The 18634-nt window shown below is 72.6% G+C and carries 5 protein-coding genes; 4 read left to right on the forward strand and 1 reads right to left on the reverse strand.

The features are described from left to right. Window positions 1-27 precede the first annotated feature (27 nt). From ABZ412_RS25080 to ABZ412_RS25095, 4 genes are read left to right on the forward strand one after another with little or no spacing between them, the layout of a single operon-like run. Window positions 28-9036, forward strand: coding sequence for an SDR family NAD(P)-dependent oxidoreductase (locus ABZ412_RS25080; protein ID WP_357284334.1), 9009 nt, complete (start codon window positions 28-30; stop codon window positions 9034-9036). A gap of 16 nt (window positions 9037-9052) precedes the next feature. Then, entirely contained in the window at window positions 9053-15280 is a 6228-nt protein-coding gene (locus ABZ412_RS25085; RefSeq protein WP_357284338.1) for a thioester reductase domain-containing protein, read from the forward strand. Next, a complete protein-coding gene (locus ABZ412_RS25090) occupies window positions 15280-16869 on the forward strand; it encodes an acyl-CoA carboxylase subunit beta (RefSeq protein ID WP_357284341.1) in 1590 nt (529 codons plus the stop codon). The genes ABZ412_RS25085 and ABZ412_RS25090 overlap by 1 nt, the downstream gene beginning before the upstream one ends. Further along, window positions 16866-17084: a hypothetical protein gene (locus ABZ412_RS25095; RefSeq protein WP_357284343.1), complete on the forward strand. Its 219-nt coding sequence runs from the start codon at window positions 16866-16868 to the stop codon at window positions 17082-17084. Before ABZ412_RS25090 ends, ABZ412_RS25095 begins: the two co-directional genes overlap by 4 nt. A gap of 48 nt (window positions 17085-17132) precedes the next feature. Here ABZ412_RS25095 and ABZ412_RS25100 read toward each other — a convergent pair whose 3' ends face one another. Then, window positions 17133-18623 (reverse strand): FAD-binding protein, encoded by a 1491-nt coding sequence (locus tag ABZ412_RS25100; protein WP_357284346.1) that lies wholly within the window; start codon window positions 18621-18623, stop codon window positions 17133-17135. Window positions 18624-18634: the final 11 nt, after the last annotated feature.

Raw genomic sequence — 18634 nt, forward strand, 5'->3', positions numbered from 1 at the left:
CCGACCCCAACCGAAAGGCGACGGCCGATGTCCGACCAGGCGAAGCTGCGCGAATACCTCAAGCGTGCGATCGCGGATTCCCACCAGGCCCGCAAGCAGCTGGCCGCCGTCGAGGAATCGATGCGCGAGCCGATCGCCGTCGTGGGACTGGGATGTCGCTACCCGGGCGGGGTCGTGAACCCGGCGGGACTGTGGGACCTGGTCACCCGGGGCGCGGACGCGGTCTCGGAATTCCCGGCCAACCGCGGCTGGGACCTCGGATCGCTGTTCGACAGCGACGCCGGGCAGGCCGGCCGGTCCTACAGTCGCGGCGGCGGATTCCTGCTCGACGCGGACCAGTTCGACGCGGGCTTCTTCGGACTGTCTCCGCGCGAAGCGCTGGCCATGGACCCGCAGCAGCGGCTGCTGCTCGAAACCGGCTGGGAGGCACTGGAATCGGCGGGACTGGTGCCGCGTGCGCTGCGCGGCACCCAGACCGGCGTGTTCGCCGGGCTCATGTACTCCGACTACGGCGCGCGGCCCGGTGTGGGCGGGGAGTTCGAGGGGTATCTGTTCGCCGGTAGCGCGGGCAGTATCGCGGTGGGCCGCCTGGCGTACCTGCTGGGCCTGGAGGGTCCGGCGATCTCGGTCGACACCGCGTGCTCGTCCTCGCTGGTGGCGCTGCACCTCGCGGCGCAGTCCCTGCGGCGCGGGGAATGCGACCTGGCGCTGGCCGGTGGCGTGACGGTGATGTCGACGCCGCAGGCGTTCGTGGAGTTCTCGCGTCTGCGCGGTCTGTCGGAGGACGGCCGCTGCCGCTCCTACGGCGCCGGCGCCGATGGCACCGGCTGGGCCGAGGGCGCTGGTTTGCTGGTGCTGCAACGCTTGTCGGACGCGGTGGCCGCGGGCCGGGAAGTGCTGGCGGTCATCCGGGGCAGCGCGATCAATCAGGACGGCGCTTCCAACGGCCTGACCGCGCCGTCCGGCCCCGCGCAGGAGCGGGTCATCCGGGCGGCCCTGGCCGACAGCAGGCTGTCCGCGAGTGAGGTCGACGCGGTCGAGGGCCACGGCACCGGCACCCGGCTCGGCGACCCGATCGAGGCGCGGGCGCTGCTGGCCACCTACGGCAGCGACCGGGCCGCCCGGCAGCCGCTGCTGCTGGGCTCGCTGAAATCCAACTTCGGGCATTCGCAGGCGGCCGCGGGCGTGGGCGGCGTGATCAAGATGATCGAGGCCATGCGGCACGGCGTGCTGCCCCGCACCCTGCACGCGGAAACCCCGACCCCCGAGGTGGATTGGTCCTCGGGGGCGGTGGAGCTGCTCGTGGAGCCCCGGGACTGGCCCGAGACCGGGCAGCCGCGCCGGGCCGGTGTGTCGTCGTTCGGGTTCGGCGGCACCAACGCCCACGTGATCGTCGAACAGGCTCCGGTTCCGGAAACCGCTGAGCCGCAGCCGGTTACGGTGGAACTGCCCGTGGTGCCGTGGCTCGTCTCGGGCCGAACGCCCGAGGCCGTCACGGCGCAGACCGCCAGACTGCGTGAGTACGTGGCGGATTCGCCCGCCGGTGATCTGGATATCGCCTACTCGCTGGCCACCGCGCGCACCGCCTTCGAGCACCGCACCGTGTTGTGGCCCGGCACGGACGCCGCCGACACCGCGCCCATCGTCGCCGGTGAGGGCGGGCTGGGCGTGGTGTTCACCGGTCAGGGCGCGCAGCGGATCGGTATGGGCGCGGAGCTGGCGACTCGCTTCCCGGTCTACGCCGAGGCCCTGGACGAGATCGCGGCCCTGCTGGATCCGCTGCTCGGCCGCTCGCTGCGGGAGCTGATCACCAGCGGCGAGGGACTCGACGGCACCGGTACGGCTCAGCCCGCGCTGTTCGCCGTCGAGGTCGCCCAGTGGCGGCTGCTGCGCTCCTGGGGCGTGAATGTCCGTGCGGTGGCGGGCCATTCGGTGGGTGAGTTCGCGGCGGCGCACGTGGCCGGTGTGCTGTCGCTGGCCGACGCGGCCCGTCTGGTGGCGGCCCGTGGCGCGTTGATGCAGGCGCTGCCGACGGGTGGCGCGATGGTCGCGGTCTCGGTGTCCGAGGCGACGGTGCTGCCGCTGCTGGGCGATCTGGTGTCGATCGCGGCGGTGAACGGTCCGGAGTCGGTGGTCCTGTCGGGCCCGGAGGAGGCCGTCCTGGCGGTCGTGGCCCAGTTGGACTGCCGCCACAAGCGGTTGACCGTGAGCCACGCCTTCCACTCGGCCCTGATGGACCCCATGCTCGAGCAGTTCCGCGCGGCCGCCGAGACCATCACCTACTCGCCGTCCACCATCCCGTTCGTCTCCACCCTCACCGGCCAGGTCACCGAGCCGGCGGGCGCGGACTACTGGGTGGACCAGGTGCGCGGCGCCGTCCGCTTCGCCGACGCCGCGACGACGCTCGCCGGACTCGGCGTCAGTGCCATCGCGGAGATCGGCCCCGACGCCGTCCTCACCCCGCTGCTGGAAGCCGTCACCGACACCCCCGCGATCGCGATGCAGCGCCGCGACAGCGCCGAAGCCGATACCCTCGTCCGCGGTCTCGCGAGCCTGCACGCGCACGGCATCGGCATCGACTGGGAGGCATTCTTCGCCGGCACCGGCGCCCGCCGGGTCGCGCTGCCCACCTACGCGTTCCAGCGCGAGCGGTACTGGCTGCACCCCAATACGGCCTCGGCCGCCTCGGGTTTCGACCCGGTCGACCACCCGATCCTCACCGGCGTGCTGCACCTGTCCGACATCGACGGCGCGCTGCTCACCGGTGTGCTCGACCTCAATACCCAGCCCTGGCTGACCCAGCACACCATCGACGGCGCCACCATCGTCCCCGGCACCCTGCTGCTCGAGCTGGCCTTCCGGGCCGCCGCCGAAGCCGCCGAAGAACTCTTCCGGGTCGAGGAATTTACCATCGCCGCGCCCCTGGAACTCACCGATCAGCCGGTGACGCTCCGGGTCAGCCTCGCCGCCGCCGACGACAACGGCAAGCGACAGGTGGAGATCCGCTCCCGCGTGGCGGGCGGCCAGGACTGGCGGCTGCACGCCACCGGACTGCTGGGCGCGGCCGACGCGAGCACCGACCCCGGCGTCATCGGCGAGTGGCCTCCCCGCGGCGCGCAGGAAGTCGACCTCGCCGGGGCCTACGACCGCGCGGCCGACCACGGCTACGAGTACGGCCCGGTGTTCAACGGGTTGCGCAAGCTGTGGCGTCGCGGCGAGGACCTGTTCGCCGAACTCGCCCTCGACGACGAGTACGCCGCCGGGGCCGACCGGTTCACCGTGCACCCCGCCCTGCTCGACGCCGCGGCGCACGCGCTGGTCCCGGGCATCTCCGACACCGATCGGCCCGCGCTGCTGCCGTTCTCGTGGTCCGGGGTCGCGATCCCCGAATTCCCGGCGACGGCGCTGCGGGTCCGGATCACCCCGGCCGGGCGCGACGCGGTCACCATGCTCATCGCCGACGGATCCGGCGCGACCCTCATCGCCGTGGACGCGCTGGCCTTGCGCCCGCAGGCCGCCGCCGGTGCGGACCAGACGCTGTTCGAGCTGGAGTGGAGCGAAATCCCCACTCCCGCCGCGGGATCCGACCGCGGCGGGTGGGTGGCGGTCGGCGAGGTACCGGGCGTGGAGACCCGGTACGCCGAGCTGGACGAGGTCACCGGCACGCCCGCCGTGGTCGTGGTCAAGCTGCCCGCCGCCGAGCAGGACACGGAGATTCCCTCCGCCGCACACGATGTCGTCCACCACGCCCTCGCGGTCGTGCGCACCGCCATCGTCGACGAGCGATTCGCGAGTTCCCGGCTGGTGTTCCTCACCGAGTCCGCGGCCGGTCCCGCCGCCGCGAACCTGCCGCAGAGCGGAGCCTGGGGCTTGGTCCGCGCGGCCCAGACCGAACACCCGGAGCGCTTCACGCTCATCGACGTCGACACCGACCCCGGTTCGTGGGACGCCCTCGACGCCGCCATCGCGAGCGGTGAGCCGCAAGTGGCGATTCGCGGTGGGGCCCTGCATGTCCCGCGCCTGATCCGCGCCCGCGCCGCCACCGTCGACACCGATCCCTGGACACAGGGCACGGTGCTGATTACCGGCGGCACCGGCACCCTCGGCGCGGCCCTCGCCCGGCACCTGATCGACACCCACGGCACCCGCTCGCTGCTGCTGCTGAGCCGCCGCGGTCTCGACGCGCCCGGCGCGCCCGACCTGCGGGCCGAATTGACCGAGCGCGGAGCGGAAGTCACGGTCCTCGCCTGCGACGTCACCGATCCGGCCGGGCTGGCCGCCGTCATCGCCGCGCACCCGGTGCACGCGGTCGTGCACACCGCGGGCGTGCTCGCCGACGGCATCGTGGAATCGCTGACCCCCGACCAGGTCACCAGCGTGCTGCGGCCCAAGGTCGACGCGGCCTGGGCGCTGCACCAGGCCACCCGCGACCTGAAACTCGGTGCGTTCGTGCTGTTCTCGTCGCTGGCGGGTCTGGTCGGCACGGCGGGCCAGGCGAACTATGCCGCCGCCAACACCTTCCTCGACGCGCTCGCCGAGCACCGCCGCTCGCTCGGACTCCCCGCGGTGTCCATCGCGTACGGCCTGTGGGAGCAGGCCAGCGGCATCACCGACGAGATGAGCGCCGTCGACCGCGAGCGCATCCGCCGCCTCGGCGTCCTGCCGCTGCCGACCGCCGCCGGGCTGCACGCCTTCGATGCGGCCACGGCCCTCGGCGTCCCGCTGCTCGCGGTCACCGGCCTCGACACCGCCGCCCTGCGGTCCTCCGGCGACGTCCCGGCGATGTTCCGCCGCCTGGCCCCCGCGACCCGCGCCCGCAAGTCTCCGCGCGACGGATTCGCCGCCCGCCTGGCCCAGCTCTCCGAGACCGAGCGGGCCGCGGCCCTGCTGGACCTGGTCCGCACCAATGCCGCCGCGGTCCTGGGGCATTCGGGCTCCAGCGCGGTCGGTGCGGACCGGTCCTTCCAGGATCTCGGGTTCGATTCGCTGACCGCGGTCGAACTACGCAACCGGCTGGCCGAGGCCACCGGCGTGCGCCTGCCCGCCACCCTGGTCTTCGACTACCCGACGCCCGCGACCCTGTCGGAGCGGCTGTCCGGTGAGCTGGTCGGCGCGAAGCCGCAAGCCGTGGCGACGGCCACGGTGACCGCCCGGGACGACGAACCGATCGCCATCGTCGGCGTCGGCTGCCGCTACCCCGGCGGCGTCACCGATCCGGACCAGTTGTGGGACCTCGTGTTCCGCGGCGTCGACGCGGTCTCGGAATTCCCGACCAATCGCGGCTGGGACCTGGGCTCGCTGTTCGACAGCGATGCCGAACAGGCCGGCCGGTCCTACAGCCGCGGCGGCGGATTCCTGATGGACGCGGACCTGTTCGACGCGGGCTTCTTCGGACTGTCCCCGCGTGAGGCCCTGGCCGTGGACCCGCAGCAGCGCATGCTGCTCGAAACCGGCTGGGAAGCCCTGGAATCCGCGGGCATCGTGCCCCGCAGCCTGCGCGGCTCACGGACCGGCGTGTTCGCGGGGGTGATGTACTCCGACTACGGCGCGCGCCCCGGCGTCGGCGGCGAACACGAGGGCTACCTGTTCGCCGGCAGTGCGGGCAGTATCGCGGTGGGCCGCCTGGCCTACTCGCTGGGCCTCGAAGGACCCGCGATCTCGGTCGACACGGCCTGCTCGTCGTCCCTGGTGGCGCTGCACCTGGCCGCGCAATCCCTGCGTCGCGGCGAATGCGACCTGGCCTTGGCCGGCGGCGTGACCGTCATGTCCACGCCGCAGGCGTTCGTGGAGTTCTCCCGCCTGCGCGGCCTGTCGGTGGACGGCCGGTGCCGATCCTTCGGCGCGGGCGCCGACGGTACCGGCTGGGCCGAAGGCGCGGGACTGCTCGCGCTGCAACGACTCTCCGACGCGCGCCGCGAGGGCCGCGAGGTGCTGGCCGTGCTGCGCGGCTCCGCGGTCAACCAGGACGGCGCGTCCAACGGGCTGACCGCGCCCAACGGCCCGTCCCAGGAACGCGTCATCCGCGACGCGCTCGCCGACGCCGCCCTGCTCGCCTCCGAGGTCGACGCGGTCGAGGGCCACGGCACCGGCACCCGCCTCGGCGACCCCATCGAGGCCCAGGCCCTGCTCGCCACCTACGGCAGCGACCGGGCGGGGGACCGGCCCCTGCTGCTGGGCTCGCTGAAGTCCAACTTCGGGCACTCGCAGGCGGCCGCGGGCGTGGGCGGCGTGATCAAGATGATCCAGGCCATGCGCCGGGGCGTGCTGCCGCGCACCCTGCACGCGGAAACCCCGTCGCCCGAGGTGGATTGGTCCGCCGGGTCCGTGGAACTGCTGAACGAGGTCCGGGACTGGCCCGCGACCGGGCAGCCGCGCCGGGCCGGTGTGTCGTCGTTCGGGTTCGGCGGCACCAACGCACACGTCATCGTCGAACAGGCTCCGGAGCCGGAAGCGGCCGAGCCGCAGGCGGTCTCGCTGGAACTGCCGGTGGTGCCGTGGGTGATCTCCGGTCGCACGCCGGCCGCGGTCGACGCCCAGGCGGCCCGGCTGCGGGAGTTCCTCGCGAATTCGACCGTGCGGGAACTGGATATCGCGTACTCACTCGCCACCGCGCGCACCCCCTTCGAGCACCGGGCCGCCGTGGTCGGCGGCGACACCGGGGAACTGGTCGCCGCGCTCGCCGACGCGCTGCCGGTCACCGCGCGATCGGGCGGCACCGCCTTCGTCTTCACCGGCCAGGGTGCACAGCGCCTCGGGATGGGAATGGACCTGTACGAACGCTTCCCGGTCTTCGCCGCCGCGTTCGACGAGGCCGCCGCGCACCTCGACCTGCTGCTGGGCCGGTCGCTGCGCGAGCTGATCACCACCGGTGATGGTCTCGACGGCACCGGGACGGCCCAGCCCGCACTGTTCGCCGTCGAGGTCGCCTTGGCGCGACTGCTGGCGCACTGGGGGATTCGCTGCGACTACGTCGCCGGGCATTCGGTGGGTGAGTTCGCGGCGGCGCACGTGGCCGGTGTGCTGTCGCTGGCCGACGCGGCCCGTCTGGTGGCGGCCCGTGGCGCGTTGATGCAGGCGCTGCCGACGGGTGGCACGATGGTCGCGGTCTCGGTGTCCGAGGCGACGGTGCTGCCGCTGCTGGGCGATCTGGTGTCGATCGCGGCGGTGAACGGTCCGGAGTCGGTGGTCCTGTCGGGCCCGGAGGAGGCCGTCCTGGCGGTCGTCGCTCAGCTGGACTGCCGCCACAAGCGGTTGACCGTGAGCCACGCCTTCCACTCGGCCCTGATGGACCCCATGCTCGACGAATTCCGCGCCGTCGCGGAATCGGTCACCTACTCCACACCGGCCATCCCGTTCGTCTCGACCGTCACCGGTCGGATCGCCGAGCCCACCACCGCGCGGTACTGGGTCGACCAGATTCGCCGGCCGGTCCGGTTCGCGGATGCCGCAACCACTCTGGCCGCCCTCGACGTCACCGTGCTGGCCGAGGTCGGACCCGACGCGGTGCTCACACCGCTGGCCGACCAGGTCACCGACACCGCCGCCATCGCCCTGCAACGCCGCGACACCGAGGAGGCCCGCGCCCTCATCGCCGGTGTGGCGCAACTGCACTCCCTCGGCGCGACCGTCGACTGGGCGGCGTTCTTCGCCGGGACCGGCGCGCGCCGGGTCGCCCTGCCCACCTACGCGTTCCAGCGCGACCGGTACTGGCTGCACCCGACCGCCTCCACCGCCACCTCGGGTTTCGACCCGATCGAGCACCCCGTGCTGACCGGCGTGCTGCACCTGCCCGACGCCGACAGCGTGCTGCTCACCGGCGGCCTGAACCCGAACGCGCTGCCCTGGCTGGCCGCCCACACCACACCCGCGACCACCCTGGTCCCGCCCGCCGTCCTCGTCGACCTCCTGCTGCGGGCCGGCGACGAAGTCGGCGCGGACCACATCGAGCAGCTGGAACTGACCCGGCCGCTCACCGTCCCCGCGGGCCAGGAGGCCCAGCTGCACGTGGTCATCGGCGCGGCCGACGACACCGGCCGCCGCACCGCCGGAATCCGGGCCAGGTCCGCGGGCGGCGCCTGGACCGCCATCGCCACCGGCGCCCTCGCCCGCGGCGGCGATCCGGGCACCCCCGTGGCGGCCGACCAGCCCGCCGAGCACCACCTGCCCGCCGAATCGGCCATCCAGGCCACCGGATTCGCCCTGCACCCGGAACTGCTGGACGCGGCTCTGCCGAGCACCCTCGGCGCGGATTCGGTGCTGGCACCGGTCATCTGGCGGAACGTGCGCCTGTACGCCACGGGCGCGGACGCCGTCCGGGCCCACGTGCGACCGGTGGACGGGGACGCGGTCACCGCGTATCTGACCGATCCGGCCGGGAACCCGGTGTTCAGCGCCGAAGCCGTCGAGTTCCGGACCCTCGAACTCGGCATCGACAGCGAAACCCCGGGCGACACAGGGCGATCCGCGCCGATTCGCCCGGCGGCCGTCACGGCCGACACCGCCGAGGTCCTGCGGGCCCGGCTCGCCGATCTCGACGAGACCCAGCAGCTCGACGCCGTGGTGGACACGGTTCGTGCTCAGCTGGCCGCGGTGCTCGGCATCGCGGACCCCCTGAGCATCGAGGCCGACCGCCCGTTCCAGGAACTCGGCATGGACTCCATGACCGCGGTGCAGCTGCGTAACCGGCTCTCCCTGGCGACCGGAACCACGTTGCCCGCCACCGCCGTCTTCGACCGGCCCACCCCGGCCGACCTGGCCGCGTTCGTCCTCGACGCTCTCCGGCCGCCCGCCCCCGCCGACGTGCTGTGGGCGGAACTGGACCGCTGGGAACGCGTCGCCGACGACCTGGGCGAGGCCGACCGCGACCGGATCGCCGAGCGGCTGCGCGAACTGGCCGGCCGCTGGGCTGCGAGCCCGGTCACCGAGAACCCCGCGACCGAGGCCGTCGACGCACACCTCGCCACCGCCTCGGCCGAGGAACTCCTGAGCTTCATCGACGGCGAACTCGGCCGCATTTCCGACCACGAGCTGGGCTGAAAAGAGGACACCGGCAATGCCTGAAGACAAGAAACTGGTCGAGTACCTGCGCTGGGCCACAGCCGAACTCACCAAGGCCAAGGGCCGCATCACCGAACTCGAATCGGCGTCGGCCGAACCCATCGCGGTCGTGGCGCAGGCCTGCCGCTACCCGGGCGGCGTGAACTCCGCCGCCCAGCTGTGGGACCTGGTCGACACCGGCACCGACGCCATCACCGAATGGCCCGCCGACCGCGGCTGGGACGTCGCGGCCCTCTACGATCCCGACCCCGAGCACGTCGGCACCTCGACCACCCGCCACGGCGGATTCATCGACCACGCCACCGATTTCGACGCCGGACTGTTCGGCATCTCCCCGCGCGAGGCCCTCGGCATGGACCCCCAGCAGCGGGTCGTGCTCGAAACCGCCTGGGAACTGTTCGAATCCGCGGGCATCGACCCGATGTCGCTGCGCGGCAGCGGCACCGGCGTGTTCGTCGGCGCCGGCGAGCAGAGCTACCTCGACCTGGCCGCGCCGCCGGACCTCGAGGGCTACGCCATGACCGGGCGACTGGGCAGCGTGGTCTCGGGACGGCTCGCCTACACCTTCGGGTTCGAGGGCCCCGCCCTCACCGTCGACACCGCGTGCTCGTCCTCGCTGGTCGCCGTGCACCTCGCGGCGCAGGCGCTGCGGCGCGGCGAATGCGACCTCGCGGTGGCCGGTGGCGTCACCGTCTATGGACACCCCGGCGGCTACATCGAATTCTCGCGGCAGCGCGGTCTGTCCGCCGACGGCCGCTGCAAGTCCTACGGCGCGGGTGCGGACGGCACCGGCTGGTCGGAGGGCGTGGGTCTGCTCGCACTGCAACGCCTCTCGGACGCCGTCGCCTCCGGTCGCGAGGTGCTCGCCGTCCTGCGCGGCTCCGCGGTCAACCAGGACGGCGCGTCCAACGGGCTCACCGCGCCCAACGGCCCCTCCCAGGAACGCGTGATCCGCGCGGCCCTGGCCGACGCCGGACTCTCCGCCGCCGAGGTGGACGCCGTGGAAGGCCACGGCACCGGCACCCGGCTGGGCGACCCGATCGAGGCCCAGGCGCTGCTGGCTACCTATGGCCGGGAACGCACCTCGGCGCGGCCGCTGTGGCTGGGATCGATGAAATCCAATATCGGCCACACGGTCGCGGCGGCGGGCGTCGGCGGCGTCATCAAGATGATCGAGGCCATCCGCCACGGCGTGCTGCCCAAGACCCTGCACTCGGAGACGCCCAACCCGGATGTGGATTGGTCGTCGGGCACGGTGCGCCTGCTGAACGAAGCCCAGCCCTGGCCCGAGACCGGGGCTCCGCGCCGGGCCGCGGTGTCCTCGTTCGGCGTCAGCGGCACCAACGCCCACATCGTCATCGAACAGGCTCCCGCGCCGGACGCGCCGGAACCGCGGCCGGATTCAGTGGATTCGCCGGAAGCCGCAGCGCCGCAGCCGGTTCGGCTTCCATCACTGCTCTGGCCGGTGTCCGGCAAGTCCGCGGCCGCGGCCCGCGCGCAGGCGGCCGCGCTGGCGGAATTCGCCGCCGGCACCGACGCTCGGGACCTGGACATCGCGTACTCGCTCGCGACCACCCGCACCCAGCTGGAGTACCGGACCGTCGCCGTCGGCCGCGACCGGGCCGAACTGCTCGCCGGTCTGACCACCGACCCGACCTCCACCCGGACCGGCAAGACCGCCTTCGTCTTCACCGGTCAGGGCGCCCAGCGCCCCGGCATGGGTCTGCGCCTCCACGATGCCTTTCCGGCCTTCGCCGCCGCGTTCGACGAGGTCTGCGGCCACCTGGACCCGCTGCTGGATCGACCGCTGCGCGACGAGATCACCTCCGGCGAGCGGCTCGACGAAACCGCCGTCACCCAGCCCGCCCTCTTCGCCGTCGAATACGCGCTGGCGAAGCTGGTGGCGTCCTGGGGCATTCGCGCCGACTACCTCACCGGCCACTCGGTCGGCGAACTCGTCGCCGCCCAGCAGGCGGGCGTGCTGTCGCTGGCCGACGCCGCCACTCTGGTCGCCGCGCGGGCCCGCCTCATGAACGCGTTGCCGCGCGGGGCGATGCTCGCGGTGCGTGCGGGCGAGGACGCCGTGCGCGACCAGCTCTCCGACCGGGTGAGCCTCGCCGGCGTCAACGGACCCGCCTCGGTGGTGCTCGCCGGCTCGGCCGAGGACCTGGAGGCCATCGCGGAAACCCTGGGACAGCGCGGGATCCGCTCCCGCCGCCTGGCCGTCAGCCACGCCTTCCACTCCCACCACATGGACCCGATCCTCGACGAGTTCGAGGCGGTGGCCCGCGGACTCACCTTCCGGCCCGCCCGCATGCCCATCGTGTCCAATGTGACCGGCGCGCTCGCCGCCCCCGGCGACCACGCCGATCCCGCGTACTGGCCGCGCCACATTCGCGGCACCGTCCGGTTCTCCGAGGGCGTCGCCGCCCTGGCCGCGGCCGGGGTGACCAAGTTCGTGGAGATCGGGCCCGACGCCATCCTCAGCGCCCTGGTCGACGAAACCCTCCAGGACCGCCCGCACATCTCCATCCCCGTGCTGCGCCGCACCGCAGAAGACGACGAGACCGCCCTCGCCGCCGTCGCCACGATGCACGCCAACGGCGTGCGGGTCGACTGGGAGCAGGTGTTCGCGGGCACGGGCGCACGCCGAATCAGCCTGCCCACCTATGCGTTCCAGCGCTCGCGGCACTGGGCGGGCGACACCGTCATCGGGGCCGCGGGCACCGGATCGGCTCTCGGCCACCCCGTCCTCGAGGTGGCGGTCGACCTGGCCGACCGCACCGCCGACGGTGTGGTCGCCACCGGCCGCCTGTCCCGCCGGCAGCGCTGGATCGAACCGGGCGCGCCCGTCCCCGCCGCCGTCCTGGTGGAACTGGCCACCCGCGCAGCGGACGAACTCGGCTGCACCGAACTGTCCGCCTTGACCGTTCGCACTCCGCTGACCATGCCCGCCGGGGCCGACCTGCACATCCAGGCCCGGGTCGGCGGCCTGCTGGACAACGGCGACCGCACGGTGTCGATCCACTCCCGGCCCTCGGGATCCTCGGGACCGTGGATCCCGCACGCCCATGGCAGCGTCCGATTGCGCATCGGCGCACCGGATTTCGAACTCACCGAGTGGCCGCCGACGGCGACCGACGACGAGACTCACGCCGAGGTCGCGCTGCCGGACGAATTCGCGCCCGAGGCAGCGGGTTTCGGCGTGCACCCGGTGCTGCTGCACGCCGCGCTGGCCGCTGTCGCCCCCGGAACGGTGCGGGAACTGCGGGACGTCCGGCTGTTCTCCACCGGTGCGACGGCCCTGCGGGTACTGGCCCGCACCGGCGGCGACGGCTCGACCACGCTGCAGCTCGCCGACCGGGCGGGCGTGGCCGTCGCCACCCTGCGCGCGGTGACCGCGCCAGTGGCATCGATTGCGGCGCGGCCGGATATCGACGAGATGGCGTTCACCGTCGACTGGATGCCCGCCGCCGTCAGCGGTCGCGCCATCCGCTGGGGCGCGGTCTCCGGCACCGAGCAGTTGCCCGAGGTCGGGGAGACCACACTGTTCGCGGACCTGGCCGAGGCCGCCACCGCGGACAAGCCGGTCGACGCCATCCTGGCCCCGATCGGCGCCGCGCCGACCGTCGACCCGGTACTCGGCGCGCACGAACTCTCCCGGCGTGCACTGACTCTCGTGCAGCGCTGGATCGCCGTCGAGGACCGCACCGCCGCACCGCTGGTCGTGGTGACCGAGCGGGCCATGGGCTCCGGAGCCACCGACGTCGCCGCCGCGAGTGTGTGGGGTCTGCTGCGCTCGGCCCAGTCGGAGCTGCCCGGCCGCATCGTGCTGGCCGACATCGACGACGATCCGGCCTCGACCGCCGCCCTGTCCGCGGTCGTCACGGCAGGGGAACCCCAGGTCGTTATTCGCGAAGGCCGCGTCTTCGTGCCGCGACTGCAGCGCGTCGCCCTGCCCGCCCCGGCCCGCTGGGTGGGGGAGTGCGTGCTGATCACCGGTGGTACCGGCTCTCTGGGCGCCATGCTGGCCCGCCACCTGGTCACCGAGCGCGGGGTCGAGCGCCTGGTGCTGCTCAGCCGTCGCGGCCTGGAAAGCCCGGGGGCGGAAGCGCTTCGGGCCGAACTGACGGCTTCCGGCGCACAGGTCGACATCGTCGCGTGCGATGCCGCCGACCGCGACGCCCTGGCCGCCGTGCTCGCCGCGCACCCCGTGACCGCGATCGTCCACACCGCGGGCGCCACCGACGACGGCCTGCTGCGCGACCTCGACCCGGACCGGCTGGCCGCGGTCCTGCGGCCCAAGGCCGACGCCGCCTGGCTGCTGCACGAACTCACCCTCGACCGGGAACTCACCGCGTTCGTGCTGTTCTCCTCGGTGGCCGGGATCATCGGCGGGCCGGGCCAGGGCAACTACGCCGCGGCCAATGTCTTCCTCGACGCGCTCGCCGCCCACCGCGCCGGACTCGGCCTGCCGGCCACCTCCATCGCGTGGGGCCTGTGGGAACAGGAGGGCGGCATCAGCGGCCACCTCGACGACGCCGACAAACAGCGCATCGCGCGCGGCGGCTTCCCAGCCCTGCCCGCCGAATCCGGTCTGGCCCTGCTCGACGCGGCCGCCGGATCGGAACGGACCCTGGTCGTGGCCACCCCGCTGGAACTGTCCGCCATCCGATCCCGGCCGACCCGGCTGCTCTCGGGCCTGCTGCCCACCCAGCGCGCGGTGGCGGGCAATGCCGAGGCCGCCATCTCGATCACCGAACTGCTGCGCGGCCGCGCCCCGGCCGAACAGCACGCCCTGGTACTCGACCTGGTGCTGCGCGAAGCCGCCGCCGTCCTCGGCCACCAGGGCGCCGAAGCCCTCGACAGCACACGAGAATTCAGCGAAGCGGGCTTCGACTCGCTGGCCACCGTCGAATTCCGCAATCGGCTGCAGGCCGCGTTCGGGACCCGGCTGCCCGCCACCGTCGCCTACGATCACCCGACCCCCGAGGCGCTGGCGGGGTTCATCCTCGCCGAATCCGGCGACGGCGCGACCGGGGCCATCGACTTCGCCGCCGAAGTGCGCCTGGCCGACGACATCCGCCCCGCGGACACCGTCGTCCGCGTCGCCACCGACCCCGATCACGTATTGCTCACCGGCGCTTCGGGATTCCTCGGCGCGTTCATGCTGCGCGACCTCATGACGACCACCGAGGCCGTGGTGCACTGTGTGATCCGCGGCGCGGACCAGGCCGCCGCGACCGAGCGGCTGATCGCCAACCTGGAGTTCTACCGGGTGTCGGGCGAAGTGGACCTGAACCGGGTTCGCGTCATCGTCGGCGATCTCGCGGCCCCGCGACTCGGGCTGTCCGAGACCGACTTCGACGATCTCGCGAAGCTGGTCGACGTGGTGTTCCACGCGGGGGCGACCGTGCACTGGCTCCAGCCCTACCCGTTGCTGCGTGACGCCAATGTCGGTGGCACCGAGGAGATCCTGCGCCTGGCCGCCCGCCACCGGACGGTTCCGGTGCACTACGTCTCCACCGTCGGCGTCTTCCCGGGCGCACCCGCGGACGGCGCGCCGCTGGCCGTGGACGACCCGACCGGTCCGCCCGAGGTGCTGCCCAGCGGCTACCTGCGCACCAAATGGGTGGCCGAGCAGAACATCGGACTGGCCCGCGACCGGGGCCTGCCGGTCTCGGTGTACCGCGTCGACGTGATCTCCGGCGACCAGCGCCACGGCGCCTGCCAGACCCGCGACTTCGTCTGGCTCACCCTCAAGGGCATCATTCAGGCGCGGGCCGTGCCGCCCGTCGGCGACGGCTACTTCCACTTGGCCCCGGTCGACTACGTCAGCGCCGCCATCGTCGCTTTGGCCGCGAACCCGGACGCCGCCGAGCGAACCTTCCACCTGCACAACCCGCTTCGGGTCGCGCTGCCCGAACTGGTCGAGCGGCTGCGGGCCATGGGCTATCCGATCGAGGACCGTGACCGGGCCGACTGGCTCGCCGAGATCGGCGCCACCACCGACAACGCCCTGGTCCCGCTGCTCGACGCCTTCGAGGCCATGATCGGCGACACCGCGGCCTTCTACCCGGCCATCGACGTGTCCGCGACCGAGGCCATGCTGACCGGCACCGGCATCGTGTGCCCGCCGGTGTCGGGCGACCTCTTCCGCACCTACGTCCAATTCTTCATCGAGTCGGGCCATTTCCCGGCGCCGGAACGGAGTGAGCACTGATGACCGAACTCGTCGAACGGCCCGTCACCATCGCGCCCGCGCGGCTGCGATCCCGGGTCGAGGAAATGCACGGCGTCAAACACGAAGCCGTGCACGGTATCCCCTCGAGCGCCACGGAACGGCAGCACTCGATCGGGAAGCTCACCGTGCGTGAGCGGCTGGAGCTGCTGTTCGATCCGGGCACCTTCCGGGAGGTCGACCAGCTGCGCCGGCACCGGGCCACCGCCTTCGGCATGGCCGACCGCAAACCGCACACCGACGGCGTGGTCACCGGCTGGGGAAAGGTGCACGGCCGCACCGTCTTCGCCTACGGCCACGACTTCCGGATCTTCGGCGGCTCGCTCGGCGAGGCGCACGCGGAGAAGATCCACAAGCTCATGGACCTGGCCGAGGCCGCGGGCGCGCCGCTGGTCGGCCTGAACGACGGCGCGGGCGCGCGCATCCACGAGGGCGTGACCGCGCTGGCCGGATACGGCGGCATCTTCCGCCGCCACGTCCGCGCCTCCGGCGTCATCCCGCAGATCAGCGTGATGCTGGGCCCGTGCGCGGGCGGCGCGGCCTACTCGCCCGCCCTCACCGACTTCGTGTTCATGGTGCGCGGCATCTCCCAGATGTACGTGACCGGACCGGATGTGGTGCGCACCGTCACCGGCGAGCAGGTGTCCCACGACGAACTCGGCGGCGCGGACGTGCACGGCTCCGGTTCGGGCGTCGCGGGATTCGTGTACGACACCGAGGAGGAGTGCCTCGAGGAAGTGCGCTACCTGATCTCGCTGCTGCCCGCCAACAATCGCGAACGCCCGCCCGCCGTGGAGACCGCGGACGCACCCGACCGGCGCAACGACGCGCTCGCCGACCTGGTGCCCGCCGACTCCACCCAGGCCTACGACATGCGGGCCGTCATCGAGGAGATCGTCGACGACGGCGAGTATTTCGAGGTGCACGCACACTGGGCCCGCAATATCCTCTGCGTCTTCGCCCGCCTCGGCGGCGAGGTGGTGGGCATCGTGGCCAACCAGCCCTGCGTGCTGGCCGGCGTGCTCGACATCGAAGCCTCCGAGAAGGCCGCGCGTTTCGTGCAGACCTGCGACGCGTTCAACATCCCCATCGTCACCCTGGTCGACGTGCCCGGCTTCCTGCCCGGCACCGGCCAGGAACACGCGGGCATCATCCGGCACGGCGCGAAACTGCTCTACGCCTACTGCAACGCCACCGTCCCGCGGGTGCAGGTGATCCTGCGCAAGGCTTTCGGCGGCGCGTACATCGTCATGGACTCCCGATCCATCGGCGCGGACCTGTCCTTCGCCTGGCCCTCCAACGAGGTCGCCGTGATGGGTGCGGAGGGGGCCGCGCAGGTGATCTTCCGGCGTGAGATCGGTTCCGCGCCCGACCCGGATCTGGTTCGGGCGCAACGGATCAAGGAATACCAGCAGGAGCTGATGCATCCCTACTACGCCGCCGAACGCGGCCTGGTCGACGATGTCATCGACCCCGCCGACACCCGGGCCGTACTCATCGACAGCCTGGCCATGCTCGCCGCCAAACACGCGCCCATCCCGGCCCGCAAGCACGGGAACCCGCCCGCATGAGCGGCGAGACGGGGGTACTCGCGGGCGAGACCGGGGCACTGGCGGTGGAATCGGGCCGACCCGGCGACGACGAACTCGTCGCCCTGGTCCTGGCGCTGAGCGCCGTCACCCGACCGGCGCGGCGGACGGCGGCGGTCCGGGCGGCGGCCTGGACCCTGCCCGCGCCCGCACAGCAGCCGCCCATCTCGTGGCGGCATCGGGGTCAGTCCCGCTGACCCGGAGGTCCCGATGAGCGGCAGCGTGGCCGCCCATCGGGACCTTTCTCATGCCCGGATGGACAGACCGTGCGAGAACACCTCGCGCGGATCCCATTTCGCCTTCGCGGCCCGCAATGCCGGGTAGTTGTCCTTGAAGTACAGGCGGTGCCACGGCACGCCCGAGTCGTTCAGCGCCGGGTCGGCCAGATCGGCGTCGGCGTAGTTGATGAAGCAGCCGTCGGTCACCTCACCCGGCACCGGCACGCCACCGGTCGCCGCGTACACGTCGGCATAGCATTCCCGGATCCAGCGATCGTGCCGCTCGTCCTCGGACGGATCCGTCCACAGGGTCACGTACAGCATCTTGATGATCGAATCCCGTTGCGCCGCCGCGGTCGCGTCCGACTCCACCGCGTTGATCCGGCCGCCGTAGCTGACCAGGGCAACCATGGCGTACGGGTGCGGGTAGTCCTCGCGGGTCAGCTGCCGGTACAGCGCGTCCAACTGCGGCTCGGGCAGCGACCGACGCATATAGGTGGACTTCACCTTCCAGCGTGCCACCGCGGCCTCCACGAAGCCGAACCACTCCTTCACCGCGTAGAACCAGGGCACCCGGCTGCGGTCGTTGACCGTGTAGGTCGCGCCCGTGCCCTCGGCCATCGCGGCCAGGAACGCGTCCATGGTCTGCTCGGCGTCGGGCTCGTCGGCGTCGATCTGGGTGCTCATCCGGAACGAACCCGCCGACCGGTGCTGGAGTTTGAGCTGGCTGTACAGGCTCAGGTGCGCGGACTCCGGACCCGAGTGGCGTTCGTGCCAGGCCCCGAAATTGCTGACCAGGCGCGCGAATCCGGCCTCGTCCAGCTCGTCCCAGGACCACGAGACGTCGGAGACGATGAGCTCGGCGGGCGGGGCGGGCAGCAGGCGCGCCGGGTCGTCGCCCGCGGCCTCGGGGGAGCGGAACCAATACCGGGTCACGATGCCGAAATTGCCGCCGCCCGCACCGGTGTGCGCCCACCACAGGTCGCGGTTCGGGTCGTCGGTCTCACGGGTCGCGACGACCGGACGCACCCGGCCGTCGGAGTCGACCACCACCACCTCGACGGCGTACAGGTGATCGACGATCAGCCCGTGCAGCCGCGACAGCGCGCCGTAGCCACCGCCGGCCACATGCCCGCCCGCGCCGACCGTCGGACAGGTGCCGCCGGGCAGCGTGACGCCCCAGCGCTTGTAGAGCGTCGAATAGACCCGGCCCAGGGTCGCGCCTGCGCCGACCGAGAACGCGCCCATCTGCGCGTCGAAATACACGGCGTCCAAGGCGGATACGTCGATGACGGCCCGCACCTTGCCATTGGCGGTGAAGTCCTCGTCGCAGTGGCCGCCGCTGCGCACCACCACGCGCAGCTCGTCGTCGACCGCCTGCTGCAGGGCCTCGACGACCTGCTCGGTGTTCAGGGCCAGGCGGATGTAGTCGGGTGTGCCCACCCATCGGGTATTGGAACCGGAGATCAGCCCGCGATAGCGCGCGTCGTCCGGGCGGATCAACAGCGATTCGGTCATCAGGTCACTTC

It is taken from the genome of Nocardia sp. NPDC005746, from assembly GCF_040630785.1.
In the GTDB taxonomy this organism is placed as follows: Bacteria; Actinomycetota; Actinomycetes; order Mycobacteriales; family Mycobacteriaceae; genus Nocardia.